This is a genomic window from Orrella dioscoreae (assembly GCF_900089455.2).
Taxonomy (GTDB): domain Bacteria; phylum Pseudomonadota; class Gammaproteobacteria; order Burkholderiales; family Burkholderiaceae_B; genus Orrella; species Orrella dioscoreae.
Genome location: NZ_LT907988.1, coordinates 1030393 through 1047527 on the forward strand (window position 1 = coordinate 1030393; position 17135 = coordinate 1047527).

A 17135-nucleotide genomic window follows, 5' to 3' on the forward strand; every position below is an offset into this window, starting at 1 on the left:
CGGAACGATCCGTGTGGAACGACGCCCGTTCGATCAACGTCATTGCCAACACCTTGATGGTGCTGGCCGTCCTCGCCCTGCTGGGCGCGGGCGTGACGTGGCTCGCGCATCGGCCGGTGTTCACCCTGAAGGCGATCGAGCTGCAGGCGGCACCGGATTCTACGCTGCACTACGTGTCGCCGGCGAGCATGCGCGCCTCCATCGCGGGCAAGATGCACGGCAACTTCTTCACCGTGGACCTGGACGAGACGCGCGAGATGTTCGAGCAGGTGCCCTGGGTTCGCCGCGCCACGCTGCGCCGGATCTGGCCGGACACGCTGCGCGTGGTGATCGAGGAGCACCAGCCGCTGGCGCTCTGGAACGAGAACCAGATGATCAACACCTGGGGCGAGGCATTCACGGCCAACCTCGGCGAGCTGGAGGACGACGCGGAACTGCCGCAGTTCACCGGCCCCGAAGGGACCGAGAGCCTGGTGGTCCAGCGCTACGCGGAACTCGCGCGCTGGTTCGCCCCGCTGCAGGTGCAGGTGACGACGCTTGCGCTCAGCCCGCGCTATGCCTGGCAGGTGCTGCTGTCGGACGGCATGCGGCTGGACCTGGGGCGCGACCCTGGCGCCGAGGCGCCGGACCCGCACGGGCTGCCCGGCGCGCTGCCTTTCTCGGCGCGCATCCAGCGCTTCGTGCAGGCCTGGCCGGCGCTGACGCGGCAACTGGGCGAGCGTGCCGTGGAGCACGCCGACCTGCGCTACACGAATGGGTTCGCGCTGACGCTGTCCGCGCCGCCTTCAACAACACAACCCAAGAAAAAGCCCTGAAGCCATGACCCGTGACATCAAAGACCTGATCGTTGCCCTCGATATCGGCACCAGCAAGGTGGTGGCGGTGGTGGCCGAGATCCTGCCCGAAGGCCGCTTCGAAGTGCTCGGCCTGGGCCAGCACGAGTCGCGCGGCATGCGCAAAGGCGTCGTCGTCAACATCGAGACCACGGTGAACTCGATCCAGCGCGCGCTGGAAGAGGCCGAGCTGATGGCCGACTGCAAGATCCGCGACGTCTACACCGGCATCGCCGGCAGCCACATCCGCAGCTTCAACTCCAGCGGCATGGTGGCCGTGAAGGACAAGGAAGTGACCGCCACCGACGTGGCCCGCGTGATCGAGACCGCCAAGGCGGTGAACATCCCGACCGACCAGCAGGTGCTGCACGTGCTGACGCAGGAGTTCATCGTCGACGGCCAGGAGGACATCCGCGAGCCCATCGGCATGAGCGGCCTGCGCCTGGAAGTGAAGGTGCACATCGTGACCGGCGCCGTGAGCGCCGCGCAGAACATCATCAAGTGCGTGCGCCGTTGCGGCCTGGAAGTGCAGGACCTGATCCTGCAGCCGCTGGCCTCCAGCATGGCGTGCCTGACGGCCGACGAGAAGGAGCTGGGCGTGGTGCTGGTGGACATCGGCGGCGGCACGACCGACGTGGCCATCTTCACCGGCGGCGCGATCCGCCATACCGCGGTGATTCCGATTGCCGGCGACCAGATCACCAACGACATCGCCGCCATGCTGCGCACGCCGACGCCGGATGCGGAAGAGATCAAGCTGCGCTATGGCGTGGCCAAGCAGGTGCTGGCCAGCCCCGACGAGAACGTCGAAGTGCCGGGACTGGGCGACCGCGGTCCGCGCCATGTCAAGCGCCAGGCGCTGGGCGCCGTGATCGAGCCCCGTATCGAAGAACTGTTCTCGCTGGTGCAGCAGGTGGTGCGCGAGTCGGGCTACGAAGACCTGCTGGCGTCGGGCGTGGTCCTGACCGGCGGCACGTCGCTGCTGCCGGGCGTCGTGGAGCTGGCCGAGGACGTGTTCCTGAAACCCGTGCGCGTGGCCGTGCCCGATTACGAAGGCAGCCTGGCGGACGTGATGCACAACCCGCGTTTCTCCACGGTGATGGGCCTGCTGACCGAGGCGCGCATGCAGCGCCTGCGCGGCCGCAAGGTGGCGCAGCAGACGGGCAGCTTCAAGCAGATCCTGGCGCGCATGCGGGAGTGGTTCATGAATTGAGCAAGAACGCCGTCGCGTCAGCAGCCGGGACGCGGGGGCGGCAGGCAAGGCAAGAACGGGCCGGGGTTGGCCTGGAGCAGGGAAGGGCGGAACGCGGGACGTTCCGCTGAGAGGAGGCGTATCAAACTCGCGGCGGGCGAAAGGCCGGCAACGACTTTGATGCGATTTCTGAAGAACAGGCTGTCGTGTTTTTGAATCGTATCTACTGACTTTGTGAGGGAGTCACACCATGAACTTCGAACTGTTGGACAACAACACCAAGGGCACCGTGATCAAGGTGGTCGGTGTCGGTGGCGCGGGCGGCAACGCCGTGGCCCACATGATCCGCTCCGGCGTGAGCGGCGTGGATTTCATCTGCTGCAACACGGATGCCCAGGCGCTGGCCGCCACGGAAGCGCCGGTGCAGATCCGTCTGGGCCGCACCGGCCTGGGCGCCGGCGCCAAGCCTGAGCAAGGCCGCGCCGCTGCCGAGACGGCACGCGAGGAGATCCGTTCGGCGCTGAATGGCGCCAACATGGTCTTCATCACGGCCGGCATGGGCGGCGGCACGGGCACGGGCGCGGGTCCGGTCGTGGCCGAAGTGGCCAAGGAACTGGGCATCCTGACCGTGGGCGTCGTGACCAAGCCTTTCACCTTCGAAGGCAACAAGCGCCTGAAGATGGCGGAAGACGGCATTGGCGAGCTGGCCAAGCACGTGCACTCGCTGATCGTCGTGCTGAACGAAAACCTGTACGACCTGATGGATGAAGACGCCACCCAGGACGACTGCTTCCGTTCCGCCGATGACGTGCTGCACAACGCTTGCGCGGGCATCGCCGAAATCATCAACGTGGAAGGCAACGTCAACGTCGACTTCGAAGACGTCAAGACGATCATGGGCGAGCAGGGCCAGGCCATGATGGGCACGGCCATCGCCAGCGGCGCCGACCGCGCGCGCGTGGCGGCCGAGCAGGCCATCGCTTGCCCGCTGCTGGAAGGCATCGATCTGAACGGCGCGCGTGGCGTGCTGGTCAACATCACTGCCAGCCGCTCGCTGAAGATGCGCGAAACCCGCGAAATCATGGACACCATCCGCAGCTATGCCGCGGACGATGCCACCGTGATCTTCGGCACCGCCTACGACGAGAACATGGGCGAAAGCCTGCGCGTGACCGTCGTGGCCACCGGCCTGGGCCGTTCGCAAAGCCGTCCGCAACTGGTGCAGAACACGGTTGAAGTGCTGCGCACCGGCACGGACAACGCACCGGTCGCCATGCAGCAGGGCGACTACCGCAATCTGGACATGCCTTCGGTGATCCGCAACCCGCGCAGCCAAGCTTCGGCCCAGGTGCGCGCCCTGGAAACCGCCGGCATGGATCATTTCGACATCCCGGCCTTCCTGCGCAAGCAGGCCGACTGAACCAGGGGGCGTCCTTGACGGACGCTTCCGGCGACTCCCTCCCCCGTCCCGGCCGCCGTTCCAGCCCGGCTGCCGGTGGCGGGTGTCGCCTGGCGCCTGGCGTGTCTTCACGCCAGGCGCCGGTTCACGTGGCGGGGTTTGGTGCAGTGTTTCAACGCGGTGATCCGGTTTCCCGGGGCAGTTCAGGGCCAGGGCATGACATTCCTTGTCTCTGAAACAGCCTGACACGTGCCTATGGGAATCATTCAGTATTTTTATCGTCCGGGGACCCCATCCGCATTACAATAGTGCTACTACTTCGGCAGATTGTCGTCTTTTTGCCGTCTTTCTAGTCCCAATTTCCGGTTTCCCATGTTTCGACAGCGCAGCATCCAGAACATCGTCCGCACCACAGGGGTGGGCCTGCACTCGGGCCGCCGGGTGGAGCTCACCCTGCGGCCGGCTGCGCCGGACACGGGGATCGTGTTCCATCGCGTGGACCTGCCCGAGATGGTCGACCTGCCCGCCGTCGCCCATGGCGTCAGCGACACGCGCCTGGCCTCGGTCCTGAGCCAGGGCAAGGTGCGCGTCTCGACGGTCGAGCATCTGATGTCGGCGCTGGCCGGCCTGGGCATCGACAATATCCACGTCGACCTGACGGCCGAGGAAGTGCCGATCATGGATGGCAGTGCCGGGACCTTCGTGTACCTGCTGCGCTCGGCCGGCATCGTCGAACAGAACGCACCCAAGAAATTCCTGCGCATCCTGGAAACCGTCGAAGTGCGTGAAGGCGAGGGCGACCGCGCCAAGTGGGCGCGCCTGGAGCCGCATGACGGCTTCGCGCTGTCCTTCTCCATCGATTTTCACCATCCGGCCATCAGTGCCACGTCCAATTTCGCCGAGATCGATTTCGCGACGCACTCCTATACGCGTGAAATCGCCCGTGCCCGCACCTTCGGCTTCGTGAACGAGGTGGAAGCGCTGCGTTCCGCTGGCCTGGCCCGTGGCGGCAGCCTGGACAACGCCATCGTGATGGACGAGTACCGCGTGCTGAACAACGACGGCCTGCGCTATGACGACGAGTTCGTGAAGCACAAGATCCTGGACGCCATCGGCGACCTGTATCTCATCGGCAAGCCCCTGGTTGCCCGTTACGTGGCCTGCAAGTCGGGCCATGCCCTGAACAACCAGCTGGCCCGTGCCGTGCTGGAGCGCCAGAGCGCCTGGGAAATCGTCACGTACGAAGACGCCGCGTCGGTGCCCAAGGCCCTGCGCAACGAGTGGCAACTGGCCTGAGTCGCATGCAAGGGCTGCGCCGGCAGGGCGGGGCCGCTACATGAGATATCTCCTCCTGGCCTGTTGCCTGGCCTTGCAGGGCTGCCTCCCCTATCCCGTCTACAAGCAACTCCAGCCCGAGAGCCGCGTGCGCGTCGTCGACGCGGCTGGCGCGCCCCTGGCTGGCGCCAGCGTGACGCTGCTGGCCAATACCTATCCCTATGGCCGGGAGCATCACCGCGAAACGCAGGTGACCGACGCGGCGGGCGAGGTCCTCTTCAGCTCGCGGCGCGAATGGCGGGCGGAGACGCTCTTCATCCATGGCGCGCAAGTCTTCGTCTGGCGGCTCTGCATCGCCAAGCCGGGCTACGCGACCTATCTCAATTTGCCCGAGCCCGGCTCTGACTTCAATGCCGATGCGACCATCGCGCTGCAGCCCGGCGCGACGACGCCCTGTCCCTCCCGGGCAGAGAACAGCTAGCGGCGCGCGCGCGGGTGGGGAACTCGCGCGCGCGCCTCGCGGTCAGACTGGGCGGTGGGCGAGGGTCATTTCGGCGTTGCGCCGTGGTGGACCAGCAGGCGGGCCACGGCATCGGCCAGGGGGCCGGGCCGCAGGTTGGCGTGCAGGGCCTCGAACGCCTGCAATGCCGTCGCTTCCAGCGGTTGGGCTTCCTTGGGACGGGACACCTTTGTCTCGGTGCCGGGAAGGCCGGCTTGAACCCGAACGCCAATTTCGTTAAGGTTCCACCCGTGATTCGTCAACGCCCGGGTAAGGCTGGGGGCCAGTTGACGCAGTTTGGCCGCGTGCGCGGCACTCGGCACGGCCAGCAGCAACGACTGTTGCTCGGCCTTGGCTACCTGGCACACGGCGCCCAGCGCCGGCGGCAGGACGGCCGCGATGATCTGCCTAATCTGCAAGTGTCTCTGGGCTGTGGCCAACACGCCCGCGCCACGCAGGTCCTGACCCAGCCACCCAAGGGGGCTGACGTCACGAGGTTGCGAGGTGGGGCGCTTACGGCGGTTCGCGGCTGGGTTCATGCCGGCTCGAATAGGATGCACTGAGTTGAGAATCGTCATTATGCATGCCCGCAAGGGGCAGGCCGGATATTCGACTGTCAAAGGCGCGCGCCTGGCCGCGCTGGGAACGGGCGTGTTGCTGGCTGCCATCGCTTTCGGCGCCTTGCTGCAGCGTTACGCCCTGGCCCCCCAGGTCCCGGCGCCCACCCTGCAGGTTTCCCTCCCCGATGGCGAGCATGCCGCCCGTGAAGCGTCCTTCGTCCGTGAGAACGTCAACCTGCTGGCCGCCAAGGTCGGCGCGTTGCAGGCGCGCGTGGTGGGCGTCGAGGGCCTGAGCAAGCGGGTGGCCAAGTCCGCCGGCGTGGCCTATACCGACCCGGAGGTCCTGGCGCCGGACAGCCAGATGGGCCCCATCCCGCAGGCAGTGGGCGCCATGGACGAGCTGTTCACCGAGCACGGCGACGGCCGCCAGCTGGCCAGCGCCGAGGAACTGGGCCGCCAACTGGATGAACTGCAGGCCCAACTGTCGGTACAGACCGACAGCCTGTCCATGCTGGACCTGGCGCTGACGCGCCGCACCGGCGACCAGGCCCGCGTACCCAACGCCATGCCCGTGCGCGACTATCCCTACCTGAGCTCCTCCTATGGCTGGCGGCGCAACCCGGTCACCGGGCAGTACTCCATGCACGAAGGGCTGGATTTCGCCGCGCCGCCCGGCACGCCCATCGTCGCCGCCTCGGGCGGCGTCGTGATCGAGGCCAAATACCAGAGCGGTTACGGCAACATGGTCGAGATCGATCATGGCGGCGGTTTGCTGACCCGCTATGCGCATGCCCAGCGCCTGCTGGTCAAGCAGGGCGACCTGGTCGAACGGGGCCAGCATGTGGCCCTGGTGGGTTCGTCGGGCCGCTCCACCGGCCCGCACCTGCATTTCGAGGTGCGCCTGGCCGGGCAGCCGCTGGATCCCAAGCTGTTCCTCGACAGCAAGGGCACCACGCCGCCGGCGCTGGCCAGCGCCGAGGGCGGGCGGGCAACGCCTGCTACCCAGGTGCGTTAAACTGCCTCGTTATCCTGCGGCCTATTGCCGTCAACCTACACGAATCTGCCTGGCTGCCGCTCCTTGCGAGCATGGCCGAGCGCGGGCGACACACGCATGCTTTCTCTGATCAAAAAACTCGTCGGCAGCCGCAATGACCGGTTGCTCAAGCAGTTCCGCCGGCAAGTCTCGCAAGTCAATGCGCTGGAGCCCAAGTTCCAGGCGCTGTCCGATGACGAGCTGCGTGCCCAGACCGACGTGTTCCGCAAGCGGCTGGCCGAAGGCGCCAAGCTGGACGACCTGCTGCCCGAGGCCTTTGCCGTCGTGCGCGAGGCCAGCAAGCGGGTCTTCGGCATGCGCCACTTCGACGTGCAGATCATCGGCGGCATCGTGCTGCATTCGGGCCGGATCGCCGAAATGCGCACGGGCGAAGGCAAGACGCTGATGGCGACGCTGCCCGTGTACCTGAACGCCCTGGCGGGGCGCGGCGTGCACGTGGTGACGGTCAACGATTACCTGGCGCGCCGCGACGCCGAGTCGATGGGCCGCCTGTATGGCTTCCTGGGCCTGAGCACCGGCGTCGTCGTGCCGCAGCAGCCCAACGAGGAAAAGAAGGCCGCCTACGCCGCCGACATCACCTACGGCACCAACAACGAATTCGGCTTCGACTACCTGCGCGACAACATGGAATACCGCGTCGAGGACCGCCGCCAGCGCAAGCTGGTGTACGCGATCGTCGACGAAGTGGACTCGATCCTGATCGACGAGGCCCGCACGCCGCTGATCATCTCGGGCCAGGCGGAAGACCACACCGAGCTCTACCAGCGCATGAACGCGGTGCCCAAGATGCTCACGCGCATGGCGACCGAGCCCAAGCCGCAGGAGCCGGAACCCGAAGGCGATTTCTGGGTGGATGAAAAGAGCCACCAGGTCTACCTGTCGGAAGCCGGCCACGAGCACGCCGAAGAGGCGCTGTCCAAGCTGGGCCTGCTGCCAGACGGCGAGTCGCTGTACGACCCGCGCCACATCACGCTGATGCATCACCTGATGGCCGCCCTGCGCGCCCACAACCTGTTCCATCGCGACCAGCACTATGTGGTGCAGGACGGCGAGGTGGTGATCGTCGACGAATTCACCGGCCGCCTGATGTCGGGCCGCCGCTGGTCCGATGGCCTGCACCAGGCCGTGGAAGCCAAGGAAGGCGCCCGCATCCAGAACGAAAACCAGACGCTGGCCTCGATCACGTTCCAGAACTACTTCCGGATGTACGAGAAGCTGGGCGGCATGACCGGCACGGCCGATACCGAAGCCTACGAATTCCAGGAGATCTACACCCTGGAGACGGTCATCGTCCCGACCAACCGGCCGATGGTTCGCAAGGACCAGAACGACCAGGTCTTCAAGACCAACGAAGAGAAGTACAACGCCATCCTGGCCGACATCCGTGACTGCCACGAGCGGGGCCAGCCGGTGCTGGTCGGCACCACCAGCATCGAGAACTCCGAGCTGCTGTCGGGCCTGCTGAATGGCGCCAAGCTGCCGCACGAGGTGCTCAACGCCAAGCAGCACGCCCGCGAAGCCGAGATCGTGGCCGAGGCCGGCAAGCCCGGCCGCATCACCATCGCCACCAACATGGCCGGCCGCGGCACCGACATCGTGCTGGGCGGCAGCCTGGAAAAGCAGACCGCGCTGATCCGCGCCGACGCCTCGCTGGACGATGCGCAGCGCGATGCGCGCATCGAGCAACTGCGCGCCGACTGGAAGCCGCTGAACGAGCAGGTCAAGGCCGCCGGCGGCCTGCGCATCATCGGCACCGAGCGCCATGAATCGCGCCGCATCGACAACCAGCTGCGCGGCCGTGCCGGCCGCCAGGGCGACCCCGGTTCCTCGCGCTTCTACCTGTCGCTGGAAGATTCGCTGATGCGCATCTTCGCGGGCGATCGCGTGCGCGCCATCATGGAGCGACTGAAGCTGCCCGAAGGCGAGCCGATCGAGGCCGGCATGGTGTCGCGCTCCATCGAGACCGCGCAGCGCAAGGTGGAAGGCCGCAACTTCGACATCCGCAAGCAATTGCTGGAATACGACGACGTCGCCAACGACCAGCGCAAGGTGCTGTACTCGCAGCGCAATGAAGTGCTGGAAGCCGAGCAGGTGGGCGAGGTGGTTGCCGGCCTGCGCGCCGCCACCTTCGAAGAGCTGGTGCGCCTGTACATTCCCGCCAACTCGGTCGAGGAACAGTGGGACGCCGCCGCGTTGCAGAAGGCGCTGGAAGCCGACTGGCACCTCGAGTTCCCGCTGGCCACGATGCTGGAGCAGGAGCCGAACCTGACCGACGACGAGATCCTGGAGCGTGTCGCCAAGGCGGCGGACGAGGCCTATCAGGCCAAGGTCGAGCGCGTGGGCGAGGCCTCGTGGAGCCAGTTCGAACGCTCGATCCTGCTGCAGTCGCTGGACACGCAATGGCGTGAGCACCTGGCCGCGCTGGATCATTTGCGCCAGGGCATCCACCTGCGCGGCTATGCGCAGAAGAATCCCAAGCAGGAATACAAGCGCGAAGCCTTCGAGCTTTTCTCGAACATGCTGGACCGCGTGCGCAACGACGTGGTGCGCGTGCTGATGACGGTGCGCATCCAGTCGGCCGAGCAGGTCGACGAGGCCGAGGCGCAAGCCGCCCAGCCGCAAGTGCAGAACGTGCAGTTCCATCACTCGGACTACGACGAGGCGCTGGCCGCCGCGGCGACGTCCGGCGAGCAGATGCCGGCGGGCGCGGTGCCCAAGGTGGGCCGCAACGATCCGTGCCCTTGCGGCAGCGGCAAGAAGTACAAGCAGTGCCACGGCAAGCTGGTCTGACGGCCGGCGCGGCTGGACGTCTCCGGGCAGGCATGGCCTGACGGAACGTCCGGTGCCCGGATGGGGCAGACGCCCCATCCGCCATCACCCGCCTGCCGCGACACCCTGCGCGGCGCGGGAATTTTCCCCAGATTTCGACAACCAGGACGGACTCCGATGAAAGCGATAGTCTTGCGTGAACATGGCGACAACGAAAAGTTGAAGCTTGAACTTGATTTTCCCGATCCCATCGCCGGCGAAGGCGATGTCGTGCTGGCCGTGAAGGCCTCGTCGCTGAACTACCACGACGTGTTCACCCGCCGCGGCATGCCCGGCATCAACCTGCCTTTCCCGATCGTGATCGGCCTGGACGTGGCCGGCGAGGTCATCGAGGTCGGCCCGGGCGTGACGGACTGGAAGGTGGGCGACCGCGTGCTGGTCGATCCGATCAACCGCGTCGAGGGCGGCCTGATGGGCGAGACGGTGCCGGGCGGCCTGGCCGAGCGCTGCAAGGCGCGCGCGCACCAGTTGATCCGCATTCCCGAAGGCGTGAGCTATGAGCAGGCCGCGGCGCTGCCGGTGGCCTATGGCACGGCGCTGCGCATGATGCAGACGATCGGCCAGGTGCAGGCCGGCGAGAAGGTGCTGATCCTGGGCGCGAGCGGCGGCGTGGGCGTGAGCTGCGTGCAGCTGGCCAAGCTGGCCGGCGCCGAGGTGATTGCCTGCGCGGGCAGTGAGGAAAAGGGCCAGCGCCTGAAGGAACTGGGCGCCGACCACGTGATCCTGTACACCCAGGAAGACTTCCTGAAGGCGACGCAGGCCCTGGCCGGCAAGGCCACGCGCCGCGTGGGCGCGGTGAGCGGCGGCGTGGACGTGGTCGTGAACTACACGGGCGGCGATACCTGGGCGAAATCCCTGCGCTGCCTGAAGATCGGCGGCCGTGCGCTGACCTGCGGCGCCACCGCGGGCTATGCCGTGGACGAAGACATGCGCTACATCTGGACGTTCGAACTGCAGGTGCGCGGCTCCAACGGCTGGGAACGCAGCGACCTGGAGCAACTGCTGTCGCTGGTCCAGGCCGGCAAGTTGAAGGCGCTGGTCGATCGCGTGTGGCCCCTGGAGCAGGGCGCCGATGCGCTGGCCGTGATCGAGAACCGCCAGGTCTTCGGCAAGGTGCTGGTGGGCGGCTGAACGCCGCATCCGCCCTGTTTGTTATCAGAGAAGGAAGACCATCATGACCGAGCGCCTGAGCCAGGAAGCCATTGCCGAGATGTTCGCGGGTTCGCCCTTCATCGCCTCGCTGGGCCTGGAGATCACCGAGGTGGATTACGAGCGCGAAACCTTGCGCGTGCGCGTGCCCATGAAGCCGGAGTTCGAGCGCATCGCCGGCACCGGCCAATGGCACGGCGGCCCGCTGGCCTCCATCATCGATACCGTCGGCGATTTCGCCGTGGGCATGATGGTGGGCCGGGGCCTGCCCACCATCAACTTCCGCGTGGATTACCTGCGCCCCGCCATCCAGACCGACCTGGTGGTGACCGCCCAGGTGCGCCGCAATGGCCGCAGCGTGGGCGTGGCGGACGTGGATGTCTACAATCAGCAGGGCGTCCTGCTGGCCATTGGCCGGGCCAGCTATTCCACGCTGACCTGATCGAGACCCGGCGCGCGGCCTGTCCGCGCGTCCGGCATGCAGGACCCTTGGCCCGCCATGCCAGCGCCGCCCGCGTGCGGCGCATCCGAAACCTGGAGAACCTGCAGCATGAACGTCCCCTGGAAGAACCTGGGCGACCTGATCGACCCCAAGGCCGACCCGTCCAAGACCGCGCTCGTCGACCTGCGCGACCCGCAGGCGCCGCGCGCGTGGCGCTATGACGAGCTGGATGCCTGGACGGGCGGGGTGGCGGCGTACCTGGCGGCGCAAGGCCTGAAGCCGGGCGACAACGTTGCCATCGCCTCGCTGAATCGCGCGGAGTACCTCTTTGCCTATTTCGGCATCATGCGCGCGGGCTACGTGGCCGTGCACATGAACATCAAGCTGCCGCAGGCGACGCTGGACGCGCTGGTGGCCGACGGCGACATCCGCTACGCCTTCGTCGATGGCCCCCGCCGCGCGGGCTTCGAGGGCAAGCTGCCGGTGCTGGATTTCGACGAGGCCGGCCCGGCGGGCTTTGCCTCGGTGATCCGCCCGCAGGCCTTCGAGACCGTGACCCCCGCGCCCGGCGCGCTGGCGCAGATGCTCTATACCTCGGGCTCGACCGGCCTGCCCAAGGGTGTGCAGCTGTCGCACGCGGGCCAGGCCTGGGCGCTGGCGGTGGTGGTGCGCGCCGGGCATTTTGCCGACGACCGCTATCTGGTGGCGCAGCCGCTCTTCCACATGAATGGCCTGTTCATGGCCAAGCGGGCCCTGTCGACCCACGCCACGCTGGTCATCCTGCCGGCTTTCGACATCAACCGCTATGTGGCCGCGCTGGCCGACTACCGCATCAACACGCTGACCGCGGTGCCGACGATGTTCGCCCGCATCATCAAGGATCCGGCCCTGCTGGCCGGGCGCGACTTCTCGGCGATGACGACCTGCGTGCTGGGCTCGGCGCCCATGACACGCGCATTGTGGGACCGCATCCAGCAGGCGTTTCCCCAGACCGTGCTGATCCACACCTATGGCACGACCGAGGCCGGCCCGGCGGTGTTCGGGCCGCACCCGGATGGCATTCCCACGCCGCCGCTGGCGCTGGGTTATCCATTGCCGGAGGGCGAGGTCAAGCTGGTGGGCGGCGCGAACGATGACGAAGGCGTGCTGTGGATGCGCAATCCCGCCGTCATGGCGGGTTACCGCAACCTGCCCGCCAAGAACGCGCAGGTGCTGCAGGACGGCTGGTACAACAGCGGCGACCTGATGCGCCGTGACGCGCAGGGTTTCCACTACTTCGTGGGTCGTGCCGACGACATGTTCGTGTGCTCGGGCGAGAACATCTATCCCGGCGAGGTCGAGCTGCTGCTGGAAAAGCATCCGCTCATCCAGCAGGCCTGCGTGCTGCCCGTGCCCGACGAGGAGCGCAGCCAGGTGCCGGTGGCGTTCATCGTGCCGAAGGCGGGCGCGAGTCTCGGCGTGCGCGAGGTGAAGGAGTATGCCCTGGCCAATGGCCCGGCCTATCAGCACCCGCGCCGCGTGGCGTTCGTGGCCGAGCTGCCCTGGGCAGGCACGCACAAGATCGACCGCAATGCGCTGTCGAAGCTGGCGCTGCGCTACGAGGCCGAGGGCGGCTGGAGCGAATGAGGCCCTGCGTCCGCCAGCAAGAAGGAACGCGCCATCACGGCGCGTTTTTTCTTGCTGGAATGACGCCGGCTAGATCAGGAAGAGCGTTGCCAGGCCCAGGAAGATGAAGAAGCCCAGCGAATCGGTGGCGAAGGTGAGCAGCACCGACGAGCCGATGGCCGGGTCCTTGCCGAAGCGTGAACGCACCATCGGCACGATCACGCCCACCGAGGCGCCGACCAGCATGTTGAGCACCATGGCGGCCATCATGACGAGCGCGATGGAAGGGGAGCCCGACAGCACCCAGGCGAAGACCGCCGCGGCGGCGCTGCCGCACAGGCCCACCAGCAGGGTGACCAGCATCTCGCGCTTGATGAGCTGCCAGACGTTGCGCGTGGTGACGCGGCCGACCGCCAGCGCGCGGATGATCAGCGTCATGGTCTGGTTGCCCGAGTTGCCGCCGATGCCGGCGACGATGGACATCAGGAAGGCCAGGATGACGATGTGGCTGACCGTGTCCTCGAAGTGCGAGGCGACCAGCGAGGCGATGCCTGCCGTGCACAGGTTCAGCAGCAGCCAGGGCGCGCGGTTGCGCAGCGCGCTGCGCACCGGCGCGAAGATGTCCTCTTCCTGCATACCCGCGCGGGACAGGGCCTGTTCTTCGGAGTCTTCGCGGATCACGTCCACGACCTCGGCGATGGTCACGCGGCCGATGAGGCGTCCGTGGTCGTCGATGACGGGCGCGGACACGAGGTCGTAACGCTCGAAGGCGCCGGCCGCGTCGGCGTCGGAGTCCAGCGGGTTGAGCGTGAGGATGTCGGTGTCCATGACGGCCCGCACCTCGGTCTCGAGTTGAGACAGCAGCAGGCGCGACAGCGACAGCACGCCCAGCAGCTTGTCCTCGCGGTCGACCACGAAGATCTGGTCGGTGTGGTCAGGCAGTTCGTTCAGGCGGCGCAGGTAGCGCAGCACGACCTCCAGGGTGACGTCCTCGCGCACGCGCACCATGTCGAAGTCCATGATGGCGCCGACGCTGTCCTCGGGATAGCCCATGGCCTCGATGAGGCGGGCGCGCTCTTCCTCGGTCAGGCCTTTCTGGACCTCTGCCACCACGTCGGGCGGCAGGTCGGGCGCCAGGTCGGCCAGCTCGTCGGCATCCATGTTGCCGGTGGCGGCGACCAGGTCCTGGTGGTCCATGGTCTCGATGAGGGACTCGCGGACCCAGTCATCGACTTCCAGCAGCACGTCGGCGTCATGCTTGGCCGACACCAGGTGCCAGACCGTCTGGCGCTCGTCCTTGGGCAGCGACTCCAGGATGAAGGCGATGTCTGACGGGTGCAGGTCGTCGACGAGCGTCTTGAGTTCGCTCTCGTGCTGGCGGTGCAGCAGGTTCTCGACCAGGTCGGCGCGCTGGTCGCCTTCGGTCTGGCGGTGGGCCAGGCTCTCGACCAGGTGCTGGCGGCGCAGCAGATCCTGCACCTTGCCCAGGGCAAGCTGCGCGTCTTCCGGGTCAAGCCGGCGAGGCGCCGGCATGGGCGGCGGCTCCTTGCGCGGGACGGCGGGTGTCGGCATGGGTAACCCTCTTTGCGCGTCAGGCAGGCGGCAGCGGACGGCGCTTGCGCGCCTGGTCGGTGGCCACGAAGGTGAGGGTGGCCTCGGTCACGCGGACGACTTCCGCATCCAGGCGCTGGCGCTGGGCGTAGACCTCGACGAACACGGTGATGGAGGTGGTGCCGGTCTTGACGACGTCGGCGTAGAAGCTGAGCAGGTCGCCCACGAACACGGGCTGCTTGAACTGGATGGCGTTGACCGCCACCGTGGTCACGCGGCCGGCGGCGCGGCGCGCGGCAGGGACGGCGCCGGCGATGTCGATCTGGGCCATGATCCAGCCGCCGAAGACGTCGCCATGGATATTGGCGTCGGTGGGCATCGGCATGACGCGCAGGACGGGCTGCCTGTTCTGGGTGAGCTCCGCGAGCGTGGCGGTCAAGGGGGGCTGGACGGACATGGCGGGCTCCTGCAACAGAAAGACGGGCCGATTATGCAGGAAAACCAGGGGCAGGGGCGGCGGCGCCCCGAGTTTTGTGGCACCGCCGCATCGTCGCGGGGAAAGCTCCGCCTTGGCCGGTCAGGAGCGCCCTGCCGCTGCCGCCCGCCGGGCCGCATGGGCGGACACGGCGGCGTCCCGCGCGATGAGCTGGCGCGCCTGTTCCGCGACCGGGGCGTCGACCATGCGTCCTTCGAACGTGCAGGCCGCCCGCCCGGCCGCGCACTGGGCCTCGAATTCGGCGAGCAGGGCGCGCGCGCGGGTGACGGCCTGGGGCGCGGGGCTGAAGGCCGTGTTGACGATGTCGACCTGGGCGGGATGGATGCAGAAGGCCGATTCGAAGCCCAGGCGCGCCGCGCGGGCCAGCATGGCGGCATAGGCGTCGCGGTCGGCGAAGTCCGCCACCGACCCCACGAAACCGATGGGGGTGATGCCTGCCGCGCGGCAGGCGGTCAGGGCCAGCACGTTGGGCACATACAGCGTGTCGGGCTCCACCGCCATGCGCAGCGACACGGCCAGGTCCTCGGCGCCGACGGTCAGGCCGCTGATGCGCGGGTGCGCGCGGGCGATGGCGGACAGGTTCTCCAGGCCCTGGGCGTCTTCCACCATCACGATGAGGCGGGTATGGCCCGGGCGCAATCCCTGCTCGCGCTCGCATTCGTCCAGGATCTCGGCCACGGCGCGGACCAGGCCGGGCTCGGAGACCTTGGGCAGCGTCAGCGCGTGGACCGACGCGCGCACGCAATGCTCGATGTCGCGCACCAGCATCCGCCACGGCCGGTTGACGCGCACGGCCACGCCGTAGCCCGCGGCCGCGTAACGGTCGGCGATGCCGGCCACGCGGGCACGCGCAGCTTCCTTCTGGTCGGGGGCGACGCTGTCCTCCAGGTCGATCATGAGCGCGTCAGCGTCGCGGCGCAGGGCGCTTTCCACGTAGCGGTCCTGCATGGCGGGCACGAACAGCAGCGAGCGCCAGGTGGCGGGATCGGGGGCAAGGCAGGTGTCAGTCATGCTGGGCATCCAGGTGATCGAGTTCGGCAAGGATTTCGGCGGTGTGCTCGCCCACCGCGGGGGCGGGACGGCGCAGGCCGCCGGGGCTGGCGGACAGGCGCGGCACCACATTGTGCATGGGCACGCTGCCCATGTCGGCGTCTTCCATCTGCACGATGGCCTCGCGGCCCAGGGCATAGGGATGGGTCAGGAGCTCGCCGGCCGTGCAGACCGGGCCTGCCGTGACGCCCGCCGCCTCGAAGAGCGCGAGACTCTCGTCGCGGCTGCGCGCGGCCAGGAAGCCGCCGATGATGGCGTCGAGTTCGTCGCGGTGCCGCACACGTGCGTCGTTGTCGATGAAGCGCGGGTCCTCCTTCAGTTCGGGCCGGCCGATGGTGTCCAGGATGCGCATGGCCATGGACTGCATCGAGCCCGACAGCGCGATGAATTGCCCGTCGCCGCAGGCGTAGACGTTGCGCGGGGCGGTGTGGCTGGACTGGTTGCCCGATCTTTCGGTGGGGCGGCCGGTCAGCTGGTGCTTGGCGGCCTCCGAGGCGATGACCGAGAAGATGGGTTCGAAGAGCGAGAGATCCACGATCTGTCCCACGCCATCGCGTTCGGCCACGCGCAGCGCCGTCAGCACGCCTGCCGCGCCGTAGACGCCGGCGATCATGTCGGCCAGCGCCAGCGGCGGCAGCACGGGCGGGCGGTCGGCGAAGCCGTTCAGGTGGGCAAAGCCGGACATGGCTTCGACCAGGGTGCCGAAGCCGGGCTTGTGGCTGTACGGCCCCGTCTGGCCCCAGCCCGAGACCCGCGCGATGACCAGGCGCGGATTGATCTGGTGCAGGGCCTCGGGCGCCAGGCCCATCTTCTCGAGTCCGCCGGGCACGAAGTTCTCGATCAGCACGTGGGCGTGGCGCACCAGCCGGCGCAGCGTGGCAAGGCCTTCCCCGGATTTCAGGTCCAGCACCAGCGACCGCTTGTTGCGGCCGTAGATCTTCCAATAGATGGGCTGGCCGGCCTCGCGCCAGCTGCGCAGGTCGTCGCCGCGGCCTTCGCGCTCGATCTTGATGACGTCGGCGCCGAAATCGGCCAGTTGCAGCGACAGCATGTTGCCGGCCACCAGCCTGGAGAGATCCAGCACGCGCACGTCGCGCAGCGGGCCGGCCTGGGTGGGATCGAAATGTTGCATGGTGAGCGTCTTCGGATGAAAAGAAGGAGAGGCCGGGCTGCGCGTGGCAGCCCGGCGGCAGGGCAGGGT

The 17135-nt window shown here is 67.7% G+C and carries 15 protein-coding genes; 10 read left to right on the forward strand and 5 right to left on the reverse strand.

Annotated features, from left to right (window positions below):
- The first annotated feature begins 11 nt into the window (after nucleotides 1-11).
- The 5 genes from ODI_RS04690 (at nucleotide 12) to ODI_RS04710 (ending at nucleotide 5180) form a co-directional block, all read left to right on the forward strand.
- The gene (locus ODI_RS04690) at nucleotides 12-815 is read left to right on the forward strand and encodes a cell division protein FtsQ/DivIB (protein ID WP_067748993.1); all 804 of its coding nucleotides are present in this window, start codon (nucleotides 12-14) and stop codon (nucleotides 813-815) included.
- 4 nt (nucleotides 816-819) lie between these two features.
- Complete coding sequence (gene ftsA / locus ODI_RS04695) at nucleotides 820-2046, forward strand: cell division protein FtsA (RefSeq protein WP_067748996.1); 1227 nt, start codon at nucleotides 820-822, stop codon at nucleotides 2044-2046.
- Between the two features lie 229 nt (nucleotides 2047-2275).
- Nucleotides 2276-3445, forward strand: a complete 1170-nt coding sequence (gene ftsZ, locus ODI_RS04700) for a cell division protein FtsZ (protein WP_067748999.1) — start codon at nucleotides 2276-2278, stop codon at nucleotides 3443-3445.
- A gap of 351 nt (nucleotides 3446-3796) precedes the next feature.
- A complete protein-coding gene (lpxC, locus tag ODI_RS04705) occupies nucleotides 3797-4720 on the forward strand; it encodes a UDP-3-O-acyl-N-acetylglucosamine deacetylase (protein WP_067749002.1) in 924 nt (307 codons plus the stop codon).
- 40 nt (nucleotides 4721-4760) lie between these two features.
- The gene (locus tag ODI_RS04710; protein WP_067749005.1) at nucleotides 4761-5180 is read left to right on the forward strand and encodes a carboxypeptidase-like regulatory domain-containing protein; all 420 of its coding nucleotides are present in this window, start codon (nucleotides 4761-4763) and stop codon (nucleotides 5178-5180) included.
- Between the two features lie 65 nt (nucleotides 5181-5245).
- Here the strand turns inward: ODI_RS04710 and ODI_RS04715 are convergent, their stop codons facing one another.
- Nucleotides 5246-5656, reverse strand: a complete 411-nt coding sequence (locus tag ODI_RS04715; RefSeq protein ID WP_173719713.1) for a DciA family protein — start codon at nucleotides 5654-5656, stop codon at nucleotides 5246-5248.
- Nucleotides 5657-5777: 121 nt separating this feature from the next.
- On the opposite strand from ODI_RS04715, the gene ODI_RS04720 reads away from it, so the two are divergent.
- The 5 genes from ODI_RS04720 (at nucleotide 5778) to ODI_RS04740 (ending at nucleotide 12858) form a co-directional block, all read left to right on the forward strand.
- Nucleotides 5778-6773: a M23 family metallopeptidase gene (locus ODI_RS04720; RefSeq protein ID WP_067749007.1), complete on the forward strand. Its 996-nt coding sequence runs from the start codon at nucleotides 5778-5780 to the stop codon at nucleotides 6771-6773.
- A 96-nt stretch (nucleotides 6774-6869) separates the two neighbouring features.
- Nucleotides 6870-9602, forward strand: coding sequence for a preprotein translocase subunit SecA (gene secA / locus ODI_RS04725; protein WP_067749008.1), 2733 nt, complete (start codon nucleotides 6870-6872; stop codon nucleotides 9600-9602).
- Nucleotides 9603-9758: 156 nt separating this feature from the next.
- Nucleotides 9759-10772, forward strand: coding sequence for an SDR family NAD(P)-dependent oxidoreductase (locus ODI_RS04730; protein WP_067749010.1), 1014 nt, complete (start codon nucleotides 9759-9761; stop codon nucleotides 10770-10772).
- Nucleotides 10773-10815: 43 nt separating this feature from the next.
- A complete protein-coding gene (locus ODI_RS04735; RefSeq protein WP_067749012.1) occupies nucleotides 10816-11232 on the forward strand; it encodes a PaaI family thioesterase in 417 nt (138 codons plus the stop codon).
- 108 nt (nucleotides 11233-11340) lie between these two features.
- Nucleotides 11341-12858: a class I adenylate-forming enzyme family protein gene (locus ODI_RS04740; protein ID WP_067749015.1), complete on the forward strand. Its 1518-nt coding sequence runs from the start codon at nucleotides 11341-11343 to the stop codon at nucleotides 12856-12858.
- A 69-nt stretch (nucleotides 12859-12927) separates the two neighbouring features.
- Here ODI_RS04740 and mgtE read toward each other — a convergent pair whose 3' ends face one another.
- From mgtE to ODI_RS04760, 4 genes are all read right to left on the reverse strand, one after another.
- A complete protein-coding gene (gene mgtE / locus ODI_RS04745) occupies nucleotides 12928-14370 on the reverse strand; it encodes a magnesium transporter (protein ID WP_098020839.1) in 1443 nt (480 codons plus the stop codon).
- Nucleotides 14371-14428: 58 nt separating this feature from the next.
- A complete protein-coding gene (locus ODI_RS04750; protein ID WP_067749021.1) occupies nucleotides 14429-14845 on the reverse strand; it encodes an acyl-CoA thioesterase in 417 nt (138 codons plus the stop codon).
- 120 nt (nucleotides 14846-14965) lie between these two features.
- Nucleotides 14966-15895: an HpcH/HpaI aldolase/citrate lyase family protein gene (locus tag ODI_RS04755; protein WP_067749024.1), complete on the reverse strand. Its 930-nt coding sequence runs from the start codon at nucleotides 15893-15895 to the stop codon at nucleotides 14966-14968.
- Nucleotides 15888-17132, reverse strand: coding sequence for a CaiB/BaiF CoA transferase family protein (locus tag ODI_RS04760; protein WP_408635935.1), 1245 nt, complete (start codon nucleotides 17130-17132; stop codon nucleotides 15888-15890). The genes ODI_RS04755 and ODI_RS04760 overlap by 8 nt, the downstream gene beginning before the upstream one ends.
- Nucleotides 17133-17135 lie beyond the last annotated feature (3 nt).

What these genes read in the sequence shown, in the direction of transcription:
- ftsA (WP_067748996.1), top strand. Translation starts at nt 820, where the DNA reads ATGACCCGTGACATCAAAGACCTGATCGTTGCCCTCGATATCGGCACC.
- ftsZ (WP_067748999.1), top strand. Translation starts at nt 2,276, where the DNA reads ATGAACTTCGAACTGTTGGACAACAACACCAAGGGCACCGTGATCAAG.
- lpxC (WP_067749002.1), top strand. Translation starts at nt 3,797, where the DNA reads ATGTTTCGACAGCGCAGCATCCAGAACATCGTCCGCACCACAGGGGTG.
- ODI_RS04710 (WP_067749005.1), top strand. Translation starts at nt 4,761, where the DNA reads ATGAGATATCTCCTCCTGGCCTGTTGCCTGGCCTTGCAGGGCTGCCTC.
- ODI_RS04720 (WP_067749007.1), top strand. Translation starts at nt 5,778, where the DNA reads ATGCATGCCCGCAAGGGGCAGGCCGGATATTCGACTGTCAAAGGCGCG.
- secA (WP_067749008.1), top strand. Translation starts at nt 6,870, where the DNA reads ATGCTTTCTCTGATCAAAAAACTCGTCGGCAGCCGCAATGACCGGTTG.
- ODI_RS04730 (WP_067749010.1), top strand. Translation starts at nt 9,759, where the DNA reads ATGAAAGCGATAGTCTTGCGTGAACATGGCGACAACGAAAAGTTGAAG.
- ODI_RS04735 (WP_067749012.1), top strand. Translation starts at nt 10,816, where the DNA reads ATGACCGAGCGCCTGAGCCAGGAAGCCATTGCCGAGATGTTCGCGGGT.
- ODI_RS04740 (WP_067749015.1), top strand. Translation starts at nt 11,341, where the DNA reads ATGAACGTCCCCTGGAAGAACCTGGGCGACCTGATCGACCCCAAGGCC.
- mgtE (WP_098020839.1), bottom strand. Translation starts at nt 14,370, where the DNA reads ATGCCGGCGCCTCGCCGGCTTGACCCGGAAGACGCGCAGCTTGCCCTG.
- ODI_RS04750 (WP_067749021.1), bottom strand. Translation starts at nt 14,845, where the DNA reads ATGTCCGTCCAGCCCCCCTTGACCGCCACGCTCGCGGAGCTCACCCAG.
- ODI_RS04755 (WP_067749024.1), bottom strand. Translation starts at nt 15,895, where the DNA reads ATGACTGACACCTGCCTTGCCCCCGATCCCGCCACCTGGCGCTCGCTG.